This is a genomic window from Nocardioides sp. YR527, assembly GCF_900101045.1.
Lineage (GTDB): Bacteria > Actinomycetota > Actinomycetes > Propionibacteriales > Nocardioidaceae > Nocardioides.
Genome location: NZ_FNFN01000010.1, coordinates 78,440 through 103,489 on the forward strand (window position 1 = coordinate 78,440; position 25,050 = coordinate 103,489).

23 protein-coding genes are annotated in these 25,050 nt (G+C 70.2%); 12 read left to right on the forward strand and 11 right to left on the reverse strand.

Annotated elements, in window-relative coordinates; genetic code table 11:
• Nucleotides 1-12: 12 nt before the first annotated feature.
• The 5 genes from BLT25_RS25570 to BLT25_RS25590 are packed head-to-tail and all read left to right on the forward strand — an operon-like array spanning nucleotide 13 to nucleotide 7,676.
• Nucleotides 13-1,452: a pyridoxal phosphate-dependent decarboxylase family protein gene (locus BLT25_RS25570; protein WP_256328793.1), complete on the forward strand. Its 1,440-nt coding sequence runs from the start codon at nucleotides 13-15 to the stop codon at nucleotides 1,450-1,452.
• Entirely contained in the window at nucleotides 1,449-2,816 is a 1,368-nt protein-coding gene (locus BLT25_RS25575) for a lysine N(6)-hydroxylase/L-ornithine N(5)-oxygenase family protein (RefSeq protein WP_091052095.1), read from the forward strand. The genes BLT25_RS25570 and BLT25_RS25575 overlap by 4 nt, the downstream gene beginning before the upstream one ends.
• Nucleotides 2,813-5,089 (forward strand): GNAT family N-acetyltransferase, encoded by a 2,277-nt coding sequence (locus tag BLT25_RS25580; protein WP_091052097.1) that lies wholly within the window; start codon nucleotides 2,813-2,815, stop codon nucleotides 5,087-5,089. Before BLT25_RS25575 ends, BLT25_RS25580 begins: the two co-directional genes overlap by 4 nt.
• Complete coding sequence (locus BLT25_RS25585; protein ID WP_091052099.1) at nucleotides 5,086-7,173, forward strand: penicillin acylase family protein; 2,088 nt, start codon at nucleotides 5,086-5,088, stop codon at nucleotides 7,171-7,173. The genes BLT25_RS25580 and BLT25_RS25585 overlap by 4 nt, the downstream gene beginning before the upstream one ends.
• Nucleotides 7,164-7,676 carry a GNAT family N-acetyltransferase gene (locus tag BLT25_RS25590; RefSeq protein WP_091052101.1) on the forward strand — a complete coding sequence of 171 codons (513 nt, stop codon included), beginning with the start codon at nucleotides 7,164-7,166 and terminating at the stop codon, nucleotides 7,674-7,676. Before BLT25_RS25585 ends, BLT25_RS25590 begins: the two co-directional genes overlap by 10 nt.
• 1 nt (nucleotide 7,677) lies before the next feature.
• On the opposite strand, the gene BLT25_RS25595 is transcribed toward BLT25_RS25590, so the two are convergent.
• The 3 genes from BLT25_RS25595 to BLT25_RS25605 form a co-directional block, all read right to left on the reverse strand.
• Nucleotides 7,678-8,013 carry a DUF1048 domain-containing protein gene (locus BLT25_RS25595; protein ID WP_091052102.1) on the reverse strand — a complete coding sequence of 112 codons (336 nt, stop codon included), beginning with the start codon at nucleotides 8,011-8,013 and terminating at the stop codon, nucleotides 7,678-7,680.
• 123 nt (nucleotides 8,014-8,136) lie between these two features.
• Nucleotides 8,137-9,432, reverse strand: a complete 1,296-nt coding sequence (locus BLT25_RS25600) for an HNH endonuclease (protein ID WP_091052104.1) — start codon at nucleotides 9,430-9,432, stop codon at nucleotides 8,137-8,139.
• A 402-nt stretch (nucleotides 9,433-9,834) separates the two neighbouring features.
• On the reverse strand, nucleotides 9,835-10,329 hold the full coding sequence (locus BLT25_RS25605; RefSeq protein WP_091052106.1) for a hypothetical protein: 495 nt from the start codon (nucleotides 10,327-10,329) through the stop codon (nucleotides 9,835-9,837).
• A gap of 99 nt (nucleotides 10,330-10,428) precedes the next feature.
• Here BLT25_RS25605 and BLT25_RS25610 point away from each other — a divergent pair, with 99 nt between their 5' ends.
• The 4 genes from BLT25_RS25610 (at nucleotide 10,429) to BLT25_RS25625 (ending at nucleotide 16,624) form a co-directional block, all read left to right on the forward strand.
• Nucleotides 10,429-12,714, forward strand: coding sequence for an HAD-IB family hydrolase (locus BLT25_RS25610; protein WP_256328795.1), 2,286 nt, complete (start codon nucleotides 10,429-10,431; stop codon nucleotides 12,712-12,714).
• An 11-nt stretch (nucleotides 12,715-12,725) separates the two neighbouring features.
• A complete protein-coding gene (locus BLT25_RS25615; RefSeq protein ID WP_091052108.1) occupies nucleotides 12,726-13,916 on the forward strand; it encodes a zinc-dependent alcohol dehydrogenase in 1,191 nt (396 codons plus the stop codon).
• Nucleotides 13,917-13,944: 28 nt separating this feature from the next.
• Nucleotides 13,945-15,525, forward strand: coding sequence for an NPN-dependent hydroxyacid isomerase, LarAH14/15/16 family (locus tag BLT25_RS25620; RefSeq protein ID WP_091052110.1), 1,581 nt, complete (start codon nucleotides 13,945-13,947; stop codon nucleotides 15,523-15,525).
• A 166-nt stretch (nucleotides 15,526-15,691) separates the two neighbouring features.
• Nucleotides 15,692-16,624 carry a lysophospholipid acyltransferase family protein gene (locus tag BLT25_RS25625; protein WP_091052112.1) on the forward strand — a complete coding sequence of 311 codons (933 nt, stop codon included), beginning with the start codon at nucleotides 15,692-15,694 and terminating at the stop codon, nucleotides 16,622-16,624.
• A 6-nt stretch (nucleotides 16,625-16,630) separates the two neighbouring features.
• Here BLT25_RS25625 and BLT25_RS25630 read toward each other — a convergent pair whose 3' ends face one another.
• Both BLT25_RS25630 and BLT25_RS25635 read right to left on the reverse strand, forming a co-directional pair.
• A complete protein-coding gene (locus BLT25_RS25630) occupies nucleotides 16,631-17,713 on the reverse strand; it encodes a baeRF2 domain-containing protein (RefSeq protein WP_091052114.1) in 1,083 nt (360 codons plus the stop codon).
• Between the two features lie 43 nt (nucleotides 17,714-17,756).
• On the reverse strand, nucleotides 17,757-18,191 hold the full coding sequence (locus tag BLT25_RS25635; protein ID WP_091052116.1) for a hypothetical protein: 435 nt from the start codon (nucleotides 18,189-18,191) through the stop codon (nucleotides 17,757-17,759).
• 150 nt (nucleotides 18,192-18,341) lie between these two features.
• On the opposite strand from BLT25_RS25635, the gene BLT25_RS25640 reads away from it, so the two are divergent.
• Both BLT25_RS25640 and BLT25_RS25645 read left to right on the forward strand, forming a co-directional pair.
• Nucleotides 18,342-18,722 (forward strand): hypothetical protein, encoded by a 381-nt coding sequence (locus BLT25_RS25640; RefSeq protein WP_143033863.1) that lies wholly within the window; start codon nucleotides 18,342-18,344, stop codon nucleotides 18,720-18,722.
• A gap of 7 nt (nucleotides 18,723-18,729) precedes the next feature.
• A complete protein-coding gene (locus BLT25_RS25645; protein ID WP_091052120.1) occupies nucleotides 18,730-19,602 on the forward strand; it encodes a serine/threonine-protein kinase in 873 nt (290 codons plus the stop codon).
• A gap of 16 nt (nucleotides 19,603-19,618) precedes the next feature.
• Here the strand turns inward: BLT25_RS25645 and BLT25_RS25650 are convergent, their stop codons facing one another.
• The 3 genes from BLT25_RS25650 to BLT25_RS25660 are packed head-to-tail and all read right to left on the reverse strand — an operon-like array spanning nucleotide 19,619 to nucleotide 21,967.
• A complete protein-coding gene (locus tag BLT25_RS25650) occupies nucleotides 19,619-20,284 on the reverse strand; it encodes a response regulator transcription factor (protein ID WP_091052121.1) in 666 nt (221 codons plus the stop codon).
• A complete protein-coding gene (locus BLT25_RS25655) occupies nucleotides 20,269-21,711 on the reverse strand; it encodes a sensor histidine kinase (protein WP_256328796.1) in 1,443 nt (480 codons plus the stop codon). Before BLT25_RS25655 ends, BLT25_RS25650 begins: the two co-directional genes overlap by 16 nt.
• Nucleotides 21,698-21,967: a hypothetical protein gene (locus BLT25_RS25660; RefSeq protein ID WP_091052295.1), complete on the reverse strand. Its 270-nt coding sequence runs from the start codon at nucleotides 21,965-21,967 to the stop codon at nucleotides 21,698-21,700. Before BLT25_RS25660 ends, BLT25_RS25655 begins: the two co-directional genes overlap by 14 nt.
• A gap of 104 nt (nucleotides 21,968-22,071) precedes the next feature.
• Here BLT25_RS25660 and BLT25_RS25665 point away from each other — a divergent pair, with 104 nt between their 5' ends.
• Entirely contained in the window at nucleotides 22,072-23,613 is a 1,542-nt protein-coding gene (locus BLT25_RS25665) for an AMP-binding protein (RefSeq protein WP_091052123.1), read from the forward strand.
• Here BLT25_RS25665 and BLT25_RS25670 read toward each other — a convergent pair.
• The 3 genes from BLT25_RS25670 to BLT25_RS25680 are packed head-to-tail and all read right to left on the reverse strand — an operon-like array spanning nucleotide 23,606 to nucleotide 25,039.
• Nucleotides 23,606-24,097 carry a Sec-independent protein translocase subunit TatA/TatB gene (locus BLT25_RS25670; protein ID WP_218131484.1) on the reverse strand — a complete coding sequence of 164 codons (492 nt, stop codon included), beginning with the start codon at nucleotides 24,095-24,097 and terminating at the stop codon, nucleotides 23,606-23,608. The genes BLT25_RS25665 and BLT25_RS25670 overlap by 8 nt on opposite strands.
• Nucleotides 24,078-24,848: a twin-arginine translocase subunit TatC gene (gene tatC, locus BLT25_RS25675; RefSeq protein WP_091052124.1), complete on the reverse strand. Its 771-nt coding sequence runs from the start codon at nucleotides 24,846-24,848 to the stop codon at nucleotides 24,078-24,080. Before tatC ends, BLT25_RS25670 begins: the two co-directional genes overlap by 20 nt.
• On the reverse strand, nucleotides 24,845-25,039 hold the full coding sequence (locus BLT25_RS25680; RefSeq protein WP_091052126.1) for a Sec-independent protein translocase subunit TatA/TatB: 195 nt from the start codon (nucleotides 25,037-25,039) through the stop codon (nucleotides 24,845-24,847). The genes tatC and BLT25_RS25680 overlap by 4 nt, the downstream gene beginning before the upstream one ends.
• Nucleotides 25,040-25,050 lie beyond the last annotated feature (11 nt).

A 25,050-nucleotide genomic window follows, 5' to 3' on the forward strand; every position in this document is an offset into this window, starting at 1 on the left:
CGAAGGAGACCAGTGAGCGCACCGCACTTGGAGCATCTGTTCCATCCCGACAATGCTCGTGAGTACACCAGCGGCATCACCGAAGCAATCAGACTGCTCGTCGACCAGCTCGCCACGCTCGAGGGTCCCACCACCGGGATCTCGCCAGAGAAGGCCGCCGAACCTGTCGCCGAGGTCGATCTGGACAGCCCCCTCGTCGACAGCGCCGCCGCGCTGGCCGAGGTCAGCAGGCTGTGGCTCAAGGACGCGGTCTGGTTCCACGACCCCTCCTACGCCGCCCACCTGAACTGCCCGGTCGTGATCCCCTCCCTCGTGGGCGAGCTGCTGATCGCGGCGGTCAACACCTCGATGGACACCTTCGACCAGTCCGTCGGCGGTACGTTCATGGAACGTCGTCTCATCGACTGGACCGCTGCCCGCGCGGGCTACCCGGAGGCGACTCGCGACGGCATCTTCACCAGCGGTGGCAGCCAGTCGAACCTGCAGGCGCTGCTCCTGGCCCGTGGTGAGGCGGAGCGTCGCGGCGTACCTCTGGACCGGCTGCGCTTCCTGACCTCCGCCGACAGCCACTTCTCCATCGCCAAGTCGGCTCGCCTGCTCGGCATGGGCGACGCGGCCGCGATCGCGGTCCCGACCGACGCCGAGCACCGGATGGACGTCGTCGCGCTGCGCGAGGCGCTCGACGAGTGCGTCGTCGACGGCCTCGTACCGGCCGCGGTCGTGGCCACCGCCGGCACCACGGACTTCGGCGTCATCGACCCCCTCCACGCCATCGCCGACGCCTGCGCGGACTTCAACGTCTGGTTCCACGTCGACGCGGCGTACGGCGGTGGGCTGCTCGCCTCGCCGAAGTACCGCCACCTGCTCGACGGCATCGAGCGCTCGAACTCGATCACCATCGACTACCACAAGACGTGGTTCCAGCCGGTCTCCTCCAGCGCCCTGCTCGTCCGCGACCTGGCGACCATGCAGCACGCCTCCTGGTACGCCGACTACCTCAACCCGCGGGAGTCGGAGAACCCCAACCAGGTCGACAAGTCCCTGCAGACCACCCGCCGCTTCGACGCGCTCAAGCTGTGGCTGACGCTGCGCACGATGGGGCCTGACCAGATCGGCGCCTATCTCGAGACGGTGATCGATCTGGCCCGCGAGGTCTACGACATCCTCAGCGTGCAGCCCGACATCGAGGTCATCACGCCCTCGCAGCTCTCCACCGTCGTCTTCCGCTACGTCGACGCGCACCTGGACGAGGACGCTCTCGGCGACCTCAACCGTCGCATCCGAGCCGAGATGTGGAGCGGCGGCCGCGGCGTCGTCGCCGCGACGAAGGTAGACGGCCGACAGTTCCTCAAGCTCACGCTGCTCAACCCCAAGGCCTCCGTGCAGGACGTACTCGAGATCATCGAGCAGGTCCGCACCCTGGGCCGAGCCGTCCCGGAGGTGGCCCGATGACCGCACCCACCACTGTGTTCACCGACTCATCGTTCACCGGCTCCTCGGCCGAGGTCCACGACCTGATCGGCATCGGGCTCGGCCCGTTCAACCTCGGGCTGGCCGCCCTCGCCGACCCGCTCGACGAGCTCGACTGCCTCTTCCTCGAGGGTCGCGACCGGTTCGACTGGCACCCCGGGATGATGCTCGACGAGGCCACCCTGCAGGTGCCGTTCCTCGCGGACCTGGTGACGATGGCCGACCCGACCTCGCGGTTCAGCTTCCTCAACTTCCTCAAGCAGACCGGCCGGATCTACCCGTTCTACATCCGCGAGAACTTCCTGCCCCACCGGCGTGAGTACAACCAGTACTGCCAGTGGGTCGCCGAACGGCTCGACTCGGTCCGCTTCGGGCAGCACGTCACCTCCGTGGAGCACGACGGGAAGACGTACGTCGTCACCACCGCCTCCGGTGAGACCCATCGGACCAAGCGGCTGGTGCTCGGGACCGGGACGACCCCACGCGTCCCGGAATGTGCGGCCGAGGCCGTCGCGGCGGAGGGGCCGGCGCTGCACAGCGCCGAGTACCTGGCCCGCAAGGACGAGCTCGTCACCCGGCGCAGCATCACCGTCGTCGGCAGCGGCCAGTCGGCCGCCGAGGTCTACCTCGACTTGCTGACCGCCCAGCCCGACCACGACTACCAGCTGGCCTGGCTGACCCGCAGCCCGCGGTTCTTCTCGATGGAGTACACCAAGCTCACCCTCGAGCTGACCTCCCCGGAGTACACCGCCTACTTCCAGGCGCTGCCGAGCGAGAAGCGCGACAGGCTGCTGAAGGCGCAGCAGAGCCTCTACAAGGGCATCTCGGGCGACACCATCGACGCGATCCACGAGGCGCTCTACACCCGGTCGATCGGCGCGCCCGCCGAGACGACGCTGCTCAGCAATACCGAGGTGCGCGGCGTGACCCGCACCGAAGACGGCTACCACCTCGCGCTGCACCACGTGGAGCAGGAGGAGGACTACGAGATGGCGACCGAGGCGATCGTCCTCGCCACCGGATACCGCGCCGGCATCCCGGCCTTCCTGGAGCCGGTCCGCGACCGGCTCCGCCTGGACGAGCAGGGGCGCTACGCCGCCAGCTCGACCTTCTCGGTCGACACCGCCGATCGCGAGATCTGGGTGCAGAACGGCGAGGAGCACACCCACGGCTTCGTCGCCCCCGACCTCGGCATGGGTGCGTACCGCAGCTCGGTCATCCTCGCCGCCATCCTCGGCCGGGAGCCATACCCGGTCGAGAAGCGGGTCGCCTTCCAGGAGTTCGGCGTCCCGGACCGCTTCAAGATCCAGCCCGGTGCCAGCCAGCAGATGAAGGAGAACCGATGAGGATCACGATCGAACCGCTCGAGATCGAGGCCCACCTCGCCACCGTCCACGCCTGGGTGACGCACCCGCGCTCGGCGTACTGGATGATGCTGGACGCCGCGCTGGAGGATGTCGCCGCGGAGTACGCGCGCATCGCCGCTCACCCGCACCACGACGCCTGGCTCGGCCGGGTCGACGGGGTGCCGGCGTTCCTGGTCGAGACCTACGACCCCGCCCGCAGCGAGCTCGCCGGGATCACTCACGTGCCCGACCTGGCCGCCGGCGACCTGGGCATGCACGTCTTGGTCGCGCCGACCTCCGGCGATCCCGTCTCCGGCTACACGACCCGGGTCTTCCGCGCGGTCATGCGGCACTGCTTCGCGGAGCCCGGCGTGCGTCGTGTGGTCGTCGAGCCGGACGTACGCAACGAGGCGATCCGTCGCAAGAACACCGAGGCGGGCTTCGTCGAGCTGCGCGAGATCAGCATCGGGGAGAAGACCGCGATGCTCTCGGTCTGCACCCGGGAGATGCACGCAGCCGCTCACCTGCGACCGGAGAACCTGGCGATCGCGCACCGGCACCTGGTCGCCAAGGCGATCGCGGAGTTCAGCCACGAGCGGATGCTCGCGCCCGTGGCCACCGACGCGGGCTGGGAGCTGCAGGGGCCGTCCTCGACCTACGTCTTCACCGCACGCCGCTTCCAGCTCGACCACTGGGTGGTGGACGCGGACTCGATCGTGCGGCGGAGCGAAGGTGTGGAGGCGGAGGTCGACGCGCAGGCGTTCGTCGCCGAGTTCGCCCCCGACCTCGGGATCCCGGACACGCTGCTGCCGACGTACCTGGAGGAGCTGGCGGCCACCATCGCCTCGGCCTGCTGGAAGCTCGAGCACCAGACACTGACGGCAGCCGACCTGGTCGACGCCGACCACCAGAGCGTCGAGGGCGCGATGAGCGAGGGCCACCCGGCCTTCGTCGCCAACAACGGCCGGATCGGCTTCGACATCGACGACCACGCCCGCTGGGCGCCGGAGACGAGCAACGACCTGAGCCTGGTGTGGGTCGCCGTCTCCCGGGACCACTCCCATCTGGCCCTGGGGCGCGGCGAGGACGAGTCGCGTCTCTATGCCGCCGAGCTCGGCGAGGCGACGCTGGCCCGGTTCGCGGCGAAGCTGCGCGGCCTCGGGCTCGACCCGGACGGGTTCCGCTACCTGCCGGTCCACCCGTGGCAGTGGCGCCACAAGCTGGCGGTCACCTTCGCCACCGACGTCGCCGCGCGCCGGATCGTGCTGGTCGGCGAGGCGGAGGACGTCCACCGCCCGCAGCAGTCGATCCGGACGTACTTCAACACCAGCCGGCCCGAGCGGCACTACGTCAAGACGGCGCTGTCGATCCAGAACATGGGCTTCATGCGGGGGCTCTCGCCGGCCTACATGGCGGCCACCCCGGCCATCAACGACTGGGTCGCCGACGTGGTGGAGGGCGACGCAGAGCTCAAGGAGCGTGGTTTCGGGGTGCTGCGAGAGCTCGCTTCGATCGGCTGGACCGGCGACGTCTTCCACTCCCTGCCGAGCCCGTCGCCCTACCGGAAGATGATCGCCGCGCTGTGGCGGGAGTCGCCGGTGCCGCGCCTGGCTGAGGGGGAGCGGTGCGCGACGATGGCGGCGCTGCTCCACCGCGACGCCGCCGGTGCCTCGTACGCGGCCGAACTGGTCCGCGCCTCCGGGCTGCCCGCTCGGGAGTGGGTCCGCAGCTACCTCGACGCCTACCTGCGCCCGTTGGTGCACTGCCTGCTGGCGTACGACCTGGTGTTCATGCCGCACGGCGAGAACCTGGTGATGGTGCTGCGCGACCACGTCCCGGTGCGGATGTTCATGAAGGACATCGGCGAGGAGGTGGCGGTGATGGGTGACCTGCCGCTGCCCGAGGAGGTCTCCCGGATCCGCGGCTCCTTCCCCGACGACGTCAAGGCGCTCGCGGTCCACACCGACATCTTCGACGGGGTGCTGCGCTACGTCGCCGCGATCCTGGATGATGAGGGGGTGCTGCCGGAGACCGAGTTCTGGGCCGAAGCGCGGGCCTGCATCGTCGACCACGCCGCCGACCACCCGGAGCTTGCCGAGGCGGTCGCGCGCTACGACTTCCTCCGTCCGCGCTTCCGCCACTCGTGCCTGAACCGGCTCCAGCTGCGCAACACCCTGCAGATGGTGGACATCACCGACCAGGCCGAGTCGCTCATCTTCGCCGGTACGCTGGCCAACCCCGTCGCGGAACCGGCCGCCGATCCGGTCGCATGAACCTTCTTCGCGACGAGTGGGGCATCCCGCATGTGCGGGGTGCCTCGCTGACCGAGGTGGCCCGGCTGCAGGGCCGGGCCACCGCTCGGGACCGGGCCTGGCAGCTCGAGATCGAGCGGCTGCGGGGCGAGGGCCGCACCTCGGAGCTGCTCGGCCCTGCCGGGCTGGAGTGGGACGTCTTCGCCCACCACGTCCGGCTGGCCGCGGTGGCGCGGGCGGCCTACGAGCGGCTCGACGAGGAGACGCAGGGGTTCCTGGAGGCGTACGTCGACGGGGTCCGCGCCGGTCTCGAGGAGACCTCCTGCCCTGAGCTCGACGGGCCTGACGGGCTCGGTCCCGCGCCGGGGACCTGGCAGCCGTGGACGCCACTGGCGGTCTTCTGGGTGCAGCAGATCCTGTTCGGGTCGTTCCCCTCGAAGCTGTTCGGCGCCCGGGCGGCGCGGGTGCTCGGACCGGAGGCCGAGCTGTTCCGCACCGAGGGCCTCTCCGGTGGGTCCAACGCGTACGCCCTCGGCGGCGGCCGCACCGTCTCCGGTCTGCCGCTGGTGGCCGGTGACCCGCACCGGCTCTTCGAAGCACCCAACGTCTACCTCCAGGTGCGGCTGGCGTGCACTGACCCCGACGACGCTTTCGACGTGGTCGGGATGACCTTCCCAGGCGTACCCGGCGTGCAGCACTTCGCGCACGCCGGTCAGGTGGCATGGGGCATCACCAACGCGATGGCCGACTATCAGGATCTCGTACGCGTCGACCTGGCCCGCTCCGGCGACTCGGTCCGCTCGTCGAGCGGCGAGGTGCGGCGGAGCGTCGAGACGGTCCTCGTCCGCGACCAGGAGCCGGTCGAGGTCGAGGTCCTGGAGACCGACCGCGGACCGGTGGTCCTCGGCGGTCCCGACGAGGGCTGGGGGCAGGTGCTGCGCTCGCCCGGTCATGAGCTCGGGGACCTCGGCTTCGGGGCGCTGCTCCCGCTGCTGCGCGCCCGCTCGGTCGCCGACGTGGAGGCCGCGGTGGCGCACTGGGTCGAGCCGGTCAACAACTGGGTGATCGCCGACGTGGCGGGTGATGTCGTCCACACGGTCGGCGGCCGGGTGCCGCGACGCGACGAGGCAGGGGAGTGGACCGGCTGGGTCGACCCGCTTCCGCGGCGTACGGGTGAGGTGCTGGTGACGGCCAACGACCGCTGCATGCCGGAGTTCGACGTGCTCGCCTCCGGCTTCGCGCCACCGTTCCGGGCCCAGCGGATCGGGCACCTGCTCGACGAGGCCGGCGCTCTCGACGCGGAGCGGGCGGTGGCGGTGCTCGCCGACACCACCCAGACCGCGGGCGGGCCCTTGCTCGCACTGCTCCCGGTCGAACTTCGTCCACCCGCGCTGGTCGGCTGGGACGGCGCGATGGACGGCTCCACGGGCGCGGCCTGGTTCGCCGCGCTGCGGGCCGAGGTGGTCGACCGGATCTGCGCGGCACCGGCGCTCGCGCCGCTGCGTGAGCAATCGGAGCACGGGCCTCTCTACGAGCCCTGGTTCAGTCTGCCGTCGCGGGTCGCGGCCTGCTTGCATGTCATCTTGTCGGCGAAGCGGCCCTTCGGGCTGGACCCGATCGCTCTCGTCGAAGAGGCTGCCCGGGCCGTCTACCTGGCCGAGTCGGCACACACCGACGCGGAAACGCCGAGCCAGCTCGTCATGACGAGCCGACTCGGCAAGGACAGTGGTCAGGACGAGCCGACTCGGCGGGGGCACATGCCGCACTGGCCGGAGAGGCACCGGTTCTGGCCGTTGCATGCGTTGGAGCAGTTCGAGCTGCCGCACACCCGGACCGCCCCTGCCACCCCACTGCCCGGCGACACCGACACGGTGCGCTGCAACGCCTGGATCCCGGGCGCCACTGTGACCGTCCGGGGCTCGGTGGCGCGCTATGCCTGGGATCTGGCCGACCGCGACAACAGCCGCTGGGTCGTACCCCTCGGTGTCAGCGGGTCCCCGGACAGCCCCCATCACACCGATCAGCACGACGCCTGGGCCAGGGGAGGCGCGGTCCGCGTCGTCACCGACTGGTCCCTGCTCACCGAGGAGAAGACATGCCCCTGACAGACCCAGCCCTCACCGTTCGTGACCTGGAGCCCTCGGCCGACATCGACCTGTTGTGCGGCTGGCTGCACGACGATCGGGCCCGGTTCTGGGGCATGGTCGAGAAGCCGCGTGAAGAGATCGAGGAGATCTACACCTGGCTTCAGGAGCAGCCCCATCTGGCGGCGTACATCGTCGAACTCGACGGCGACCCGGTCGCGCTCTTCCAGACCTGGGACCCCGAGGTCGACGAGCTCGGCACCTTCTACGAGCGGCTCCCCGGCGACCTCGGCGTACACCTCTTCCTGGCCGACACCCCCGCCCGGAAGGGCCAGACGGAGACCGTCCTCGGATTCTTCCTCGAGCAGGTCGTGGCCAAGCCCGGCGTCCGCCGTGTCGTCGTCGAGCCCGATGCCACCAACGAGGCCTCCCTCGCCCGTCTCGACGCCTACGGCTTCCGCCGGGGCCCGGTCGTCCAGCTCCCGCACAAGGTCGCCCAGTACGCCTTCCTCGATCTGCCCTGACTCACGACAGCTTCTGGGCGACCTCGTTGAGGTTCGCCCGCAGCTTGTTGCGGTAGGCGTCGTGCTGCTCGGGGAGTCGGGCGTCGCAGAAGGCGGCCAGGTCGGGTCCGGTGACCTCGATGACGCTGCGTCCGGCGGCGGCCTCGGTCTCGAACAGGTCGAGGATCTCGCGGAGGATGGCGACGATGTCCATGCCGTCGCCGGCGGTGAAGCGCCACATGTAGCTCTTCATCTCCCCATAGACGGTGCGGTAGTCCGAGGGAAGCTCGGCAGCGCGGGCCTCCATGCGCTTCCAGTCCTTCTTGTCACCCACGAGGCGGCTGAGGATGTTGTTCATGGTGATGCTCCTTCTTCGATGGTTTCGGGTCCCGTGTTCGGGCCGATGGAAGAAGCGTGCAGCCCTGACGCAGCGTCAAGGTCAAGCACCGATCCGAAGAAAGTTTCCGGGAACCCCGGAGCCTCAGGCCGCCAGGCGGTGGTCGAGGAGTACGCCGCGCAGCGTGCGTTCTGCCGGCGACAGGGGTGGTGGGTCCGGTGCCCAGGTGTCGGGTGGTGGGCTGGTGTAGGTGTGTCCGGTGGGTGTGGTGGTGGTGATGCTGCCGTCGGGTCCTGGTCTCGCCTGCCAGCCGAGGGCTTCCTTGGCTTGGTTGCACCGTTCGCAGAGCCCTTGGAGATTCTCGGCGCTGGTGGTGCCGCCGTCGGTGTGGCGTTGAATGTGGTCGATGTTGCGGATCGGGGCATCACACCCGTTGGTGCGGCAGATCCCGCTGTCACGCGTGGTGATGAACTCGGCCAGCCCGTCGGGTGCCTTGCGTGATCGGGACTCCATCGCGACCAGCCGCCCGGCGGGGTCGGTGAACAACCGGCGGACGAACACCTCGGCATCGGCGAGTGCGTCGCGGGCCCAGGACGCGGGGACGGGCCCGTAGCCCTCGACCACGGCCGGCTGATCGGCGTCGTTGGTGAGGGAGTCGGCGGTCATCACGATCTTGACCTCGACCCGAGGCTTCGCGCGGGTAGTGGCGCGGCCGGTGACCCGGTCGACCAGCGTATCGGCCATGACCTGACCCCGGGTCCGTTCGTCACCGGCGGCCGCAGCGGTCTTGGCGGCTTGGTCCAGGGCGGCGAAGACGGCGACCCCGTCTTTGACCGGGAGCAGCGCGCCGAGCCAGGTCATGGTGTCGGGTGCCGGCCGGAGGCTGACCCGACGGTCCTTCGCCGCGTTGGCGGCGCGGGCGACGACGGATGCTTGGTCGAGGGTGATGGCGAGTTTCTTGGCGGCGTTCTCGAGCTGCCGCAGCCCCATCGACACCGCTCGAGCCGGCTCCCCGTCCGGGCCGGCGGCGCAGAGCTGGTAGTCGATGACCTTGCGGTCATCGAGGGAGAGGCAGGCGGTCTCACGGGCCAGGATGGTGGCCTGCCACTGCGAGAACAGCCCGGCCTTCATCAACGCGAAGGTGTGCGGCATCTCCGCGATCATGATCTTCGCCAGACCTAGGAGTTTGGCGCCCTTCTCGGGTGAGACCCTTCGCGCCAACGCGATCTGGGAGGCGACCCCTTCACCGAGCTTCCGGGCGGGAACCCCAGCCTCGGCCTGGCGCTCGCGGACGGCTTCGTCGAGACGTACCGCTGCTTGTGCCTGCACGGCCTCGGCGGTGCACTTGACCTCTTCGAGACGAGCGATCCAGTCGACCAGCTCAGCCTCGGACGCGCCCGGAGGCGGCCCTGCGAGGAGGCGGTCGATGGTCTCGTACATGGGTCTTATTATATGCGATCGAGCATCATCACTCGACCGATTTAAGCAGTTCAAACCCAAGTTACGCGGTCAGCGAACAAGACACGTGAACTCCGCGCCACACTCTCGCCGCCGCCCCGATATAGGCGAGATCTTTCTCGATCGGGTGCCGAGTCAAGGATGGCCGAAGGCCACCGCGATAGCGGCGCCCGAAGGGCGTCCTTGAGGCGGCGCGCGATCGAGAAACACTCAAAGCAAGGGTCGGCGGCGAACCTGAAACGAAAACACAGTCACCAAAGCGAGCTCTCCCGAGCAAGAGAACCGTGTTGGTCTCGACACGCCTCCGCCTAGCGGCTCCGGCGGCTCGACCAGCAGTGGACGGCTCGACCAGCGGTGTGGAAGCGGCTCGACCAGCAAGCGACTCTAGTCGGCGACCATCTCGACAAGCCGCCCCATGGCCCCGAGCTCGGCGTCATGAACACCTTCATCAGGAACGATGACAAGCGACCAGAGCCGACTCCCGACAGCAACGTTGCCGACCACGAGATCCCCGTCAGAGTGCGACTCGATACACACGAACGCCCGATCGCCGACCTCGACAGGCGCGGGAGAGGAGATGCAGTCTTCCCGGCTGGCAGCGAGTCCGGCAGGGACGGAGGTGTCGACCAAGGTTGTCACGAAGATCGCGCCCCGGTCGCTGGTGTAGGTGCAGACGTCCTCGTCGGCGGTGTGCGACCAGGAGCCGGGGATGGCGCTGGCGACCTGACCGGGCTCGAAGAGGCACGGTCCGGAGGCTTCGACGGGGGAGGAGGTCGAGGGGCTCGGACCTGGGCTGCTGGTGGTGGGCTCCCCGGAGCCGCAGCCAGCGAGAGCGGTCGCTGAGAGGACTGCTGCGACGCTCAGCAGCTTCCTCGGCACGTACGCCTCCTCGGGGGTTTCGGGGCTTCCACGCAGTTTCTCAGGTCGAGCCCGTAAAAGGAGCCACGGGGGTTGCCTCGACGGGGCACAATCGCATCCGTGACCTCTGACCTTGCGCAGGGAAACGACCACGACGACGACACTCGGGCCTCCATTCGGGAGCGGCTCGCGGGTCAGCATGTGCTGCTCACGGGGGTGACGGGGTTTGTCGGCGAGGCGCTGCTGCATCTGATGTTGACCGAGGTGCCGGACGTACGTCTGAGCGTCCTGGTCCGGCCCAAGGGGTCGACGTCGGGCGCGGACCGGATCGCGAAGATGCTGACCAAGCCGATCTTCGAGTCCGTCGCGGACGCGGAGGTGAACGTCGTCGAGGGCGATCTCTCCGATCCGCCGGCGCTACCTGAGGATCTCGACGCGGTGGTGCACTCGGCGGGCGACGTCTCCTTCGACCCGCCGGTCGACGAAGGTTTCGTCACCAATGTCGTCGGCGTGCGCGAGCTGCTCAGGCGGGTCGCGGAGACGGGGCGGGACATCCACTACCTGCATGTCTCGACCGCGTACGTCTCCGGGCGGAGAAGGGGACACATCCCCGAGGGACCGGTGGACCACGACGTCGACGTGGATGCCGAGCTGGCCTGGGGGCTGGCGCAGCGTGCGGCCGTCGAGGAGCGCTCGCGCGGGGTCGAGGTGATCTCCGGGCTGCGCAAGCAGGCCGAGCGTGAGCACGGTCGTGCCGGCCTGATGACCGCCGCGGCGGCCGCGGAGGAGGCGCGGAAGAAGTGGGTGAAGGACGAGCTCGTACGCCTCGGCACCGAGCGCGCGCGGTCGCTGGGCTGGACCGACGCCTACACCTTCACCAAGGCGCTGGGGGAGCGGGTCGTCGAAGCCCACGCCGCGGCCGGGAACCGGGCCACGATCTACCGCCCGGCGATCATCGAGTCGGCCATCTCCCGGCCTCATCCGGGCTGGATCGAGGGCTTCAAGATGGCCGAGCCGCTGATCCTCGCCTACGGCCGCGGCGAGCTGCCGCTCTTCCCTGCCGCCGCGGACACCCCCGTCGACATCGTGCCGGTCGACCACGTCGTCGCCTCGATCGTGGCGTGCCTGGCGCACCCGCCGGACCACGGCGACCCGGCCTACTTCCATCTCGCCTCCGGCGACCGCAACCCGGTGACGTTCGGGATGCTCTACGAGACCGTGCGGGCCTACTTCTCCAAGGAGCCGTTCGCCGCCGGTGACCGCGGTGCCGCCAGGCTGCCGGAGTGGACGTTCCCGGGCGGTGCCTCGGTGGAGCGGATGATGGTGACCGGGGAGCGGGTGCACAAGATCGCCGACAGGCTGCTCGGGCTGGTCCCGCGCAGCGACCGCACCCGCGGATGGGCGCGCGACCTCGACCGGCAGGGCCGGCGGCTGCAGTTCCTCCGTCGCTACCTGGACCTCTACAAGGAGTACGCCCAGGCCGACCTCCGCTTCGTCGACACCAACACGCTCTCGCTCTACCGGTCGCTGTCGCCGGCCGACCAGGAGACCTTCGCCTTCGACACCGGCGTGATCGACTGGCACGAATACCTCTACGACATCCACGTGCCGTCGGTGACCAAGCCGGTCCGCGATCTCGATGAGCTGCGCAAGCTGCGGAAGAAGCCCGTCCCCGGCCGGCTGCCGAAGCTCGAGGACGGGCGGGTCGCGGCCTTCTTCGACCTCGACGGCACCCTGATGTCCTCCAACGTGATCGAGACCTACCTGTGGCTGCGGCTCGGTGAGCTCTCCGGCACCCAGAAGGCGGCCGAGATCGCCCGGATGGCGAGCAAGGTGCCCGGCTACGTGTGGGCGGACAGGACCGAGCGCGGCGCGCTGCTGCGTACGGTCTACAAGGAGTACGCCGGCGCCCGGCTCTCCGAGCTCGACGAGATCGTCGACGAGCACCTGACCACGCACATCCTCGGGCGGCTCGCCCCGGACGCGGTCCGGCGGATCCGGGAGCACCGGGCCGCGGGGCACGTGACGGTGCTGGTCACCGGCGCGATCCGGCCGCTGACCCGGCCGCTGATGCCGCTGTTCGACCACATCGAGGCGGCAGACCTGGCTGTCGACGACCGGGGGTTCTGCACCGGCCACCTGGCCGCGTCGCCGCTGGTCGGGGAGTCGCGCGGCGCGTTCGTCCGGGAGTGGTCGCGCCGCGAGGGCATCTCGCCCTCCGACTGCTTCGCCTACGCCGACTCCCACTCCGACCTCCCGCTGCTCGCGGCGGTCGGGCATCCGGTCGCCGTCCGTCCCGACGTACCTCTGTTCCGGCACGCCAAGAAGTCGCACTGGACGATCGTCGACTGGGAGTCGCCGGGGCACGCGAGCCGCACGCTCGACCCGGCCGGGCTGAACCGATGAGGAGGGGCTGAATGCTCGCGCTCGAGATGTACCGCAGCGTCGCGAAGACGGCGGTGGGGAAGGTTGCCGGACGGCACCTGCCGCTGTTGCTGACCGGGGCGGCGGCGCCGCTGCGGATGGTGACGCTGGACCCGCCGAAGGTCGAGCACGACGGATGGGCGCGGCTGAAGGTGTCGCTGGCCGGGATCTGCGGGTCCGACCTGGGGATGCTCTCGGGGCGGACGAGCCTCTACTTCCAGCCGCTGGTGAGCCTGCCGTTCGTGCCCGGCCACGAGATCGTGGGCGAGCTGATCGACCCCTGCGGCGACCTGGACGCCGGGACCCGCGTGGTCGTCGACCCGGTCCTGACCTGCGCCGCGCGCGGGCTGGAGGCGTGCGAGGCGTGTGCGCGCGGCGAGACCAACCGGTGCTCCCGGATCACCGTCGGCGACATCTCCTCCGGGCTGCAGACCGGGTTCTGCCACGACACCGGCGGCGGCTGGTCGCAGCAGCTCTCGGTGCACCGTTCCCAGCTCCACGTGGTGCCCGACGGCTACTCCGACGAGCAGGCGCTGCTCGCCGAGCCGGTCGCCTGCGCGGTGCACACGGCGCGAAGGGCCGCGGTCAAGCCCGGTGACCGGGTGCTCGTCTCCGGCGCCGGAGCGGTCGGGCTGCTGGCCACGCTGGCCTTGCGCGAGCTCACCGACGCCGGGGAGATCCTGGTCGTCGCCAAGCACGCTCATCAGCGCGAGCTGGCGCTCGAGTTCGGCGCGACCGAGGTCGTCGCACCGAGCGAGACGCTGCGCCGGATCCGGCGCGCGACCAGCGCCTTCATGCTCGAGCCGGAGATGCTCTCCTCGCCCTACCTGCTCGGCGGCGTGGACGTGACCGTCGACGCGGTCGGCTCGAAGGAGTCGCTGCAGACCTGTCTGCACGCCACCCGCGCGGGCGGTCGCGTGGTGCTCTCCGGGATGCCCGCCTCCGCCGATCTGTCCGCGGCCTGGTTCCGGGAGCTCGAGGTGGTCGGGACGTACGCCTCCTCGCGGGGCTCCGGCGACTTCGCCACCGCGCTGGATCTGGTCGGTCACGACGCCATGTGCCGCCTCGCGAAGACCGTCGCGCCCTACCCGCTCCACCGCTGGCGCGAGGCCCTCGACCATGCCCACTCAGCCGGTCGGCTCGGCACCGTCAAGGTGGCGTTCGACCCACGCCGAACCAGCTGAACACAGCCGTCCTGAAGAAGGAGAGACGATGACACGCCCAGGTTTCGTGCTGGAGGTCGACGACCGTACGCCGCCCCTGCTCGTCCACGAGGGGCTCGGGTTCCGGCTCGAGGAGTTCCCGCAGGGCACGCGGGTGGTCTACCCGCCCGAGTCGCTGCCGACGGTGCCGGATGTGGACGGGGCGATCCGGGAGGCGCTGGAGAACCCGGTCGACTCCGAGCCGCTGCGGGAGCTGATGTTCCCGGGGATGCGGCTGACGATCGCCTTCGACGACCTCTCGCTGCCGCTGCCGACCATGAAGGCGCCCGACATCCGGGGCCGGATCATCGAGCAGGTGCTCACGATCGCGGCCGAGAAGGGCGTCGACGACGTCGAGATCATCGCCGCGCTGGCCCTTCACCGCCGGATGACCGACGCCGAGATGAAGCACATCGTGGGGGAGCGGGTCTTCCGCAGCTTCGCGCCGCAGGGACTGCTCTACAACCACGACGCCGAGGACCGCGCCAACCTCGAGCACATGGGCGCCACCGAGAGGGGCGAGGACGTCGAGATCAACAAGCGGGCGGCCACCTCCGACCTGCTGATCTACGTCAACGTCAACCTCGTCGCGATGGACGGCGGCCACAAGTCGGTCGGCATCGGGCTGGCCTCCTACAAGTCGATCAAGCACCACCACAACGCCAAGACCATGGTGCACTCGCGCAGCTTCATGGACCACAAGCACTCCGAGATGCACTCCTCCGCCTGGCGGATGGGCAGGCTGATCGGCGAGCACGTCAAGGTCTTCCAGATCGAGACGACGCTCGACAACGAGGTGTTCGGGAAGCCGTACGACACGCTGCTCAAGCGCGAGTGGGAGTGGTCGTTGCGCGACCAGGCCACCGTGCTCGGCCTGCGCAGAGGGCTGGCGGTCGCGCCGCAGAAGATGCGCCACAAGATGTTCCACGACCTGCGCTCCAACTACGGGTTGACCGGGATCACCGCCGGCGCCGTCGAGCCGGTCCACGAGCTGACCGTGCAGCGGGTCCACCAGCAGCAGCGGGTCAAGGTCGAGGGCCAGTCCGACGTGATGGTGATGGGGGTGCCCTATCTCGGCCCCTACAACGTCAACTCGACCATGAACCCGATCCTGGCCGCCTGCATGGGGCTGGGCTACTACTTCAACTCCTACCTGCGGCAGCCGGTCGTACGTGAGGGCGGCGTCGCGATCCTCTACCACCCGCTCGACGAGGGCTTCAACACCCTCACCCATCCCTCCTACGTCGACTTCTACGAAGAGGTGCTGGCCGACACCACCGACCCGGCGCTGATCGGGCCGAAGTTCGAGGAGCAGTTCGCCACCGACCCCTGGTACGTCCACCTCTACCGCACCTCGAACGCCTACCACGGCGTCCACCCGTTCTACATGTGGTACTGGATCGCGCACGCCCTCGACCACCTGGGCGACGTGATCTGGGTCGGCGGCAACCCCAAGGCCGCGGCGCGGATGGGCTTCCGGTCGGCGACCACCTTGCGCGACGCGCTGGAGATGGCCTCCTCGACGGTCGGTCCGTCGCCGTCGATCACCTACCTGCGCAACCCTCCGCACCTGCTGGCGGACGTCCGATGAGCGCCGTACGTCGGTCGGGGCCACTTCGTTCAGACCCGCGAGCGCTAGCGAGCGGTGTCGAGACCAACACGGTCCTCTCGAGCGCGGCCGGGACTGTGTTGGTCTCGACACGGATTCGTTCGTCCCTCACGAATCCGGCTCGACCAGCGGGGGCGGGGAGGTTCGAATGAGCAGCTTCTGGAAGGAGACGGCCCGCGATGTACGGCTCTTCCAGCGGGGCTGGAGGTGGGGACACCGGGCGCAGGTGCCGCGGTCGGCGGAGCCGTTCGTGCCACCGGCAGAGACGACGGTCTTCGACAACGAGTGGTCGCGCAGGCCGGCCGCGCGGGCGGTCAGGGAGGTCGCCCAGGCCGGGCTGGAGGCGGTCTTCCGGTCGCAGGTGAAGACCCAGGTCGAGGGCTTGGACGTGCTCGAGAAGCTCGACGGGCCGGTGATCTTCGTGGCCAACCACGCCTCCCACCTGGACACTCCGCTGATCCTGCTGAGCCTTCCTGACCAGTGGCGACGGCGTACGGCGGTGGCGGCCGCCGCCGACTACTTCTTCGACACCTGGTGGCGGGCGGTGGGCTCCTCGCTGGTCTTCAACACGCTGCCGATCGACCGTCGCGGGGGCGCGCTCGCGAACGCGCCCGGTGAGGTGCTCGCCGACGGCTGGTCGCTGGTCGTCTTCCCGGAAGGCACTCGGTCCAAGGACGGCACCGTCGGCCGGTTCCGGTCCGGCGCCGCCTACCTGGCCGTCGAGTACGGCGTCCCCGTGGTCCCGATCGCCCACCGCGGCACCTACGCGGCGATGCCGCGCGGGGTGAACTGGCCCGGCAAGGACAGGTCCGGGGGCCGCCGCCAGCTGACCCTACGCTTCGGGGAGCCGCTGCGCCCGGCCGAGGACGAGTCGATGCGCGAGTTCGCGCCCCGCATCCGGACGGCGGTGGCGAGGCTGCTGGATGAGGACGCCACCGACTGGTACTCCTCGATGCGCCGCGCCGCCGAGGATCGCACCCCCGACCCGGCCGGTGAGGAGATCGCCGAGTGGCGCAAGGTCTGGGCGGCCACGGAGTCACCCGACCCCGAGCCGGACCGGATCAAGGCCTGGCGTCGCTGAGCCGGGTCAGGCCCAGCGCAGCAGCGCGGCCACCGGGGCGTCGCCGAGCAGGCTGGCGGGCAGCACATACACCTCCGCGTCGGTGAGGACCGCGGCGGCGATGAGTGCCTCGTCGGCCTCGACCGGACCTGAGACCGGGGCCTCACCGAAGGCGAGGCCGGGATGCTCCGCCGGGTCGAGCATGCGGCCGACCAGCGCTCCGGGGTCGATCAGCAGGGTCTCGACGCGGCCGGTGACGAACGCGTCGGCGACGTCGCGTACGCCGGTGGCCGCGCGCTCGCCCCTGCCCCAGGCCTCCTCGAGCCGCCCGACCAGCGTCGTGCGATGGCGTACGACCCGGTCCAGCAGCGCGCTGCGGATCGCCTCGTCCCGGGCATGGTCGCCGCCGTCCGTGGCGCGCTGCCCGCTGGCCAGCTCGACCACCTCGGCGGGAAGGCCGGCGAGGCGCTCGCGCAGCCTGCCCACCGTGGTCGGGTCGCCGCCGAGGAGCACGAGCTCATGGCCGTGGTCGCGGACCAGCCGGGTCACCTCCTCGGCCACCTTGTCGGCGTTGTGGCGCCAGACGTTGTCGGTGGTCTGCTGCATGCGGAAGGCCGCCCACCCGACGTTGTCGTGGATCTTGTGGACGTGCTCGAGCTCGTCGCCCTCCACGGTGGTCGTGCTCGTGGGCTGCGGCAGTCCGGAGTCCCACAGCGAGATGTCGCCACCGGTGTGGTCGGCCAGGACCAGTACGAACGGCATCGAGGTCTCGCGCGCGGCGATCCAGGAGCCGAGGTCGGGCAGCGCGTCCCAGGTCGCGACCGGGTTCGGGACCTCGGCGACGGCGACCGCGTCGTAGGCGATCCCCTCGGGCGTCGCGACGACGACCCGCGCGAGCGGGGCCGGCTGGCGTACGTTCGCCTCCAGCCGGTCCGAGACCTGCGCGACGACGCCCGGGGGAGCGCCCTGGGCGGAGAGCTCCTCGCAGGCGGCGCGCACCCTCAGCTCCTTGGCGTGGGCCGCGTTCTCCGAGTCCTGGCTGACATCGGCCAGCACGGTGGCGTACGGCCCGGGGCGGGTCAACAGGTTGGTGAATCCAGCGGTGTCCATATCGGTCTGGTACCCACCGACGGGCGCTGGCAGACGGGCCGGCTCAACCGGCCGCGCAGGTCACCTCGGTGACCCGCCACTCCTCGTCCTTGCCCTCGCCGGAGCGGTTGACGACGAGGGTGAACACGGACTGACCGCCGTCGGGGGTCAGCTCCACCGTGGCGCCGGTCTCGGTGAGGTCGGTGGAGGTGATGCGTACCTTCTCCAGGTGGCCGCGCGCATCCGCCGTCTTCTCGGTCGGCGGGGTCTGGACCGAGGGACAGGCCAGCGCCCACTGCGCCACCAGCTCCGGCTTCGCCTCGACCGTGGTCCAGCTCGTGGTCCGCGCGAACCGGCTGGCGGCCGTCTCGGCCTGCTCGGTGGCATGCTCGCGGAAGCGCGAGCGCGAGTATCCGTAGCCGGCCACCGAGATCAGCACCCCGACCACCAGCAGTACTCCGACCTTGAGCGCGATCTCGCGCCGCTCGCTGCTTTGCACGGGACGTTCCTACCACCACCGGCCCCAGGACCCGAACCGGCTCACGGATGAGAGAGCTCTCATGGTCATCTCACGATCACCTCACCGCGGGTCGAGATGGTTCTTCCATGGCGCCGGGAACACCCGGGGCAGAACCTGAAGGGACGAATGATGAAGAAGCTTCCGATGATCCTCGGGACCGGCCTGGTCGGTGTGGTCGCGGCCGGCGTGTTCAGCTACCAGAGCGCTGCCGCTGTCGATGACGACAGCTATGCCAAGCGTGAGGAGAAGTCCAACACCCAGGTGACCACGGTCGACGACGATGACGACAACGACGCCGACGACGTCACCCGCGACGCCGCCGGCAACGACACCGCGACCAACGGCACCGGCGTGACCCGGGCGACCAAGGACAACACCCGCGACAACACCCGCGACAACACCAAGCTCACCCGCGACGACCAGACCAAGGACAACAACACCAAGGACAACACGCGGGACAACACGCGGGACAACACGCGCGACAACACCAACGACCGGACCCAGGGCTGAGTCGAAGATGACCGACACCTGGGGCCTGGTCCAGGGTGACGCGATCACCCCCGAGCTGACCGCGATGCGGCTGCTCGGGGGCGGCTCGTCGTACGAGGCCTTCCTGGCCTTCGACGAGATCACCTACGGGCCGGTCGTCGCCAAGGTCCTGCGACCGAACCTGATCGAGAGCGAGACCAGCCGCAACGCGCTGCGGCGCGAGACCGACGCACTGACCCGGCTGCGTCATCCGGTCCTCGTCCGCGGCCTGCGGGAGGACCTCGACGGCGAGCGCCCGTACGTCGTGATGGAGCACGTCGAGGGCCCGCGGCTCTCGACGCTGATCCGCCGCCACGGGCGCCTCCCGGAGCAGCAGTACCTGCCGCTGGCGCTCGACCTCGCCTCGGCGCTGCACTACCTGCGTCGCTCAGGCTGGGTGCATCTCGACCTCAAGCCGAGCAACCTGATCATGGGCTCCCCGGCCCGGCTGATCGACCTCTCGGTCGCCCGGTCCACCGAGGCGGCGGCCGCGCTGCGCCACGAGATCGGCACCGACGCCTACATGGCGCCCGAGCAGTGCCTGCCCGGCGAGCGGGGCGAGGTCGGCCCGGCCAGCGACGTATGGGCCCTGGGCGCGACCCTCTTCCACGCCGTCACCGGCGAGCGGCCGTTCCCCCATGGCGACCCGTCGGCCGCGGACCGCACCGAGCGCTACCCGCAGCTCGTCTCCGAGGCCGGCGACCTCCCCAGACGTACGCCGCCCGAGGTGGTCAAGGTGATCGAGGCGTGCCTCGCCCCGGCTGCCGGTGACCGGCCGGCCCCGGCGGAGATCGCCGAGACCGTCTCGCCCGCGCTGGAGCGGCTTCCGCGAGCCTCGCTGGGCGGCCTGCGGATCCACTGATTCCCCCGGGTCCGGGTCAGGACTGGAAGCGGTAACCCATGCCGCGGACGGTCTCGACCCGGGCCGATCCCAGCTTCTTGCGCAGATAGCCGACGTAGACGTCGACGACGTTGGAGCCCGGGTCGAAGTCCATGCCCCAGGCCAGGTCGAGCAGCTGCGCGCGGGAGAGGACCTGCCCCGGATGCCGCAGCAGCACCTCCGCCAGCGCGAACTCCCGCGCGGAGAGGTCGCTCTCGCGCCCGTCGACACGGAGCCGCCGCGTACGCAGGTCCAGCGCCACCGAGCCCGAGCGGAGCTCGCCCACCTCGGCGGCGGTGTTGTCCTGCTGCCGCAGGCGTACGTTGATCCGTGCCCGCAGCTCGGCGAAGCGGAACGGCTTGGCGAGGTAGTCGTCGGCGCCGCCCTCGAGCGCGGAGACGGTGTCGTGCACCGAGTCGCGGGCGGTCAGCACGACCACCGGCATCCGGGAGCCCTGGGCGCGCAGCTGGTCGAGCACCTCGAAGCCGTCGATGGTCGGCAGGCCGATGTCGAGCACCATCAGGTCGAAGGCACCGCTCAGCGCCTCCTCGAGTCCCTCCAGACCGTCGGCGACGGTGCTGACCTGGTGGCCGTCGGCGCTCAGGCCCTTGGCGAGGAAGGCCGCGATGCGGTCCTCGTCCTCGACGATCAGGATGCGGGCCATGCCTCTCCTTCGGTGTGTGCGGGCAGGGTGATCGTGAAGCGGGCGCCGGGAGGCGTCGCGTCCTCGACGCCGACGGTGCCGCCGTGGGCGGTGGCGATCGCCGAGACGATGGCGAGGCCGAGCCCGAGTCCCGGGCGGTCGCCCGAGCCGGTCTCCGCGCCGCGCGCGAACCGCTCGAAGATCCGGCCCCGGTCCGCGGCGGGCACGCCCGGTCCGGTGTCGCGCACCCACAGCCGCAGGGTGCCGTCGACGGTCGCCGAGCCGACCGCGATCCGGTCGCCGGGTGCGGTGTGGCCGGCGGCGTTGTCGCACAGCTGCAGCATCGCCTGGGTGACCCGCTGCGGGTCCAGGCGCCAGGTGCCGGGAGTGGCCTCGTCCAGGTGCCAGTCGCGGTCGGCCAGCGCGCTGGCCTTGGCCAGGATGTCCTCGGTGAGGGTGTCGACGTCGACCTCCTCCAGGGTGAGGAAGTCGGGCCGGTCGTGCTTGGCCAGCAGGATCAGGTCGCCGACCAGACGGCTCATCCGGTCGACCTCGTCGAGCGCCAGCCGCCGGGTATGCTCGACCTCGGCGGGGTCGGACTCGTCGAGGAGCTCGAGGTGGCCGCCGATGATCGTCAGCGGCGTACGCAGCTCGTGACCGGCGTCGTCGAGGAACTGCCGCTGGTCGGTGAACGCCTGTTCCAGGCGGTCCAGCATGCCGTTGAAGTTCCTGGTCAGCGCCGAGATGTCGTCGTTGCCCGACTCGGGCAGGCGGGCGGAGAGGTCGGTCGCGCTGACCGCGCCGGTCGCCTGCCGCAGCCGGGTCAGCGGTGCCAGCAGCCGCCCGGACTGCCAGGCCGCGACCAGGGTGACGATCAGGGCGAGGAGCCCGGCCACGATCGTGTACGTCCGCATGGTGCTGCGCAGCTCGGCGCGGTCCTCGTCGAGGTAGGAGACGACCAGGAGGGCACCCTCGGTGGTGCCCGTGGCGGTGTCCTGTCGCACCGGCTGGGCGGTGATGCGTACCTCGCCCTTGGCGGTGTCGAGGTAGGTCGTGCCGCCGGAGGCGACCAGGCCCTCGACGGCCGTGCTGAACCTCGGCGTGGTGATGAGAGGGTCCTCGGGGAACTGCGCACGCGGCTTGCCGTCCACCCAGGCGACCAGGAGCTCGTCGTCGTCGGGGACGTTGCGGCTCAGGAAGGTCCGCAGCAGCCCCTCGACGTCGTACGGCGCCCGCGTCTCGGGGTCGATCCCCTCGGTGCGCAGCCGGGCGAACTCGTCGAGCTCCTGCTCCATCTCGCGAGTCGTGGCGTCGTCGACCCGGTTGAGCTCGACCGCGTAGACGATGAGACCCGCGCCGGCCAGGGCGAGGGTGACCAGGAGAGCGACCGAGGCGGTGATCCGGGCGCGTACGGACAGACCCCGGCGGCGTGGGTCAGTCGTCGTCATGTCGGTCGTCGCGGTCATCATCGTCGTCGTCATCATCGTCGACGGGACCAGGAGTGACGACCGGGACACCCGAAGGATCCGTGCTCGGCGACGATCCGGTGCTCGGTGAGGACGGCGAGGTCGACTGCGAGGGCAGCACGACGGGCTCGCGGGGCGGCGGGTCGTTCTCGGAGGCTCCCGCGAAGGAGGCGGCCAGATAGACGCCGACCGCCACCAGGACGGCCAGCGGGATGACGAGTTTCAGGGTGCGCGACATGACCCTCCGATAGTGCCTGACCACCTGTCCGATGTGGGGGTCCATGAGAGACCTCTCATCGATACAGTGATCCGGGTCACCACTTGCACCTGGAGGTAACGCCCGTGTTCGTCCCGTTCAGCGTCAACGACTTCATCGACCGCGCCGCATCCGTCTACGGCGAGCGGGTGGGCATCGTCGACGAGCCCGACCAGCCGGCAGCCTCCCTGGGGGAGGTGACGTACGCCGAGATGAAGTCGCTCGCGAAGCGGATGGCGGCGAAGCTCGACGAGCTCGGCATCGGCGTGGGGGAGCGGGTCGCGATCGTGTCCCACAACTCGGCGCGGCTGCTGACCGCCTTCTACGGCGTCTCCGGCTACGGCCGCGTCCTGGTGCCCGTCAACTTCCGCCTCCGTCCCGACGAGGTCTCCTACATCGTGGAGCAGTCCGGCGCCTCGGTGCTCTGGGTCGACCCGGAGGTCGACGAGGCGCTGAAGGACGTCACCGCCAAGCACCGTTTCGTGCTCGGCGACGACGCCAACCTCTACGCCGCCGACGGCGTCGAGCCGAAGCCGTGGGCGCCGGACGAGAACGCGACCGCGGCGATCAACTACACCTCGGGCACCACCGCCCGGCCCAAGGGGGTGCAGATCACCCACCGCAACATCTGGACCAACGCGCTGACCTTCGCGCTGCACGCGGGCTGCAACGACCGCGACGTCTACCTGCACACGCTGCCGATGTTCCACGCCAACGGCTGGGGGATGCCGTTCGCGGCGACCGGCCTCGGCATCAAGCACATCGTGCTGCGCAAGGTCGACGGGATGGAGATCCTGCGCCGCGTACGTGACCAGGGGGTCACCTACATGTGCGCCGCCCCCGCGGTGGCCGCGGCCGTGCTCGACGCGCTTCCGCAGTGGCAGGCCACCGAGGGCGAGATCCCGGGACGGGACAAGGTGCGGATCATCATGGCCGGTGCGCCGCCGCCGACGAAGACGGTCGTGCGCGTCCAGGAGGAGCTGGGCTGGGAGTTCATCCAGATCTACGGCCTCACCGAGACCTCGCCGCTGCTGACCATCAACCGCAACCGCGCCGAGTGGGACGACCTCGACCCGATGGAGCGGGCCGCGAAGCTGACCCGCGCCGGCGCGCCCGCGATCGGGGTCAGCCTCGACATCTCGCCCGACAAGGAGGTCCTGGCCCGGTCCAACGTCGTGCTCGAGGGCTACTGGGAGAAGCCGGAGGAGACCGAGAAGGCTCTGGCCGAGGGCTGGTTCCACACCGGCGACGGCGGCAGCCTCGGCGACGATGGCTACCTCACCATCTCCGACCGCATCAAGGACGTGATCATCACCGGCGGCGAGAACGTCTCGAGCGCCGAGGTCGAGGACGTCCTCTTCCTGCACCCCTCGGTCGCCGAGGTCGCCGTGATCGGCATCCCGAGCGAGAAGTGGGGCGAGACCATCCTCGCCCTCGTCGTCCTCGCCCCCGGGACCGAGGCGACCCAGGAGGAGCTGATCGCCTGGTCCAAGGAGCGCGCCGCCGGCTACAAGGCACCGACGGTCGTCGAGTTCCGTGAGTCCCTGGCCCGCACGGCCACCGGGAAGCTGCAGAAGTTCAAGCTCCGCGAGCCCTACTGGGGCGACCGCGATCGCAAGGTCAACTGACCAGGAGCTGGTTGACCTCGGCCATGAGCCGCTCCGTCTCGTCGTCCTCGGCCGGCGGCGGGACGTGGGCGGCGATGCGACGAGGGTCGTCCTCGGGGAGCGAGGAGATCAGGATGCGGCGGGGGTGAGCGGAACCTCCGGTGACGAGGTACTTCTGCCCGGGACGTACGCGGGTCGCTTCTGCCTCCAGATCGGCAGCCGCCTCAGCGGTCGCCTCCGCCGATGCCGGTGTCGGGGGCTTCTCCGTGAGCGCGGTGCGGACGATGCGGCGCGGGTCGTACTGGCGTACGTCCAGGGCTTCCAGCTCCGCACGCGAGATCCCGATCTCGGTCTCCGCCCGGGCCTTGGAGGCGTCCACGAAGCTCCGGAAGGAGCGGATCAGCTCGGCAAGGCGGTGGGTGTAGAGCGGGAGCCGCTGGGGGCCGATCACGAGGCCGGCGAGGATCGCGACGAGGAACAGCTTCTCAAAGCTCAGACCGAACATGGTGGTCCTTTCTGGCCAGTTGCCTGTCGTGGAGGTGGGTGATCAGGACGGCGGCGGCGAACAGGGCCGACATCGGCGCGGCGACGAGGAACATCGACAGTACGTCCGCGGCCGGTGTCACCAGTGCGCTGAACAGGACGATGACGACCACGATGGCGCGCCAGCTGCGCCGCAGCGTGCTCGAGGGGAGCAGGCCGAGCAGGTTGAGCACGACCACGAAGACCGGCAGCACGAACGCGACCCCGATGGCGAGGACCATCTTCATCACGAAGTCGACGTAGTAGCCGGCGTTGAGGATGGTGCTGTCCTCGGTGGAGGAGAAGCCGGCGAGCATCTCGACCATGTGTGGGAAGAGCAGGAAGCCGAACGCGCAGCCGGCGGCGAAGAGCGGGAGCGCCGCGGCGAGGAACCCGAAGGTGTATCTCTTCTCGCGCCGGGTCAGACCCGGGGTGACGTACGCGAAGAGCTCGGCCAGCCAGATCGGGCTGGAGAGGATCACGCCGGTGAAGAGCGCGATCTTGAGCTTGAGGTCGAAGGCACCGGTGACGGTGTCGTAGTTGAGGCTGGCGTCCTGGGACTGCGCGATCTGCTCGATCGGCGAGCGCAGGACCTCCAGGATCTGGTCGGAGAGCCAGAAGCCGACGACCACACCGACGAGGAGCGCCACCGCCGCCCGGATCCCACGCCTGCTCGCCTCGCGTAGGTGGCCGGCGACCGGCATGGTTCCCCGTGCGACGGTGGCCGTGGTCATGACGCCCTGCGGTCAGCCACGGCCTCGACCGTGGCGGCCTGCGGCTCGGCGGCGTCGTGGGTCTCGTCCTTGAGGATGCGTACGGACTGGCCGACGCTCCGGGCCAGTGCCGGCAGCTTCGCCGAGCCGAAGACGAGCAGGATGATGGCGAGGATGACGAGGGCGTGCCAGCCCGTGAGGTTCTGCAACATGGTGTTCTCCT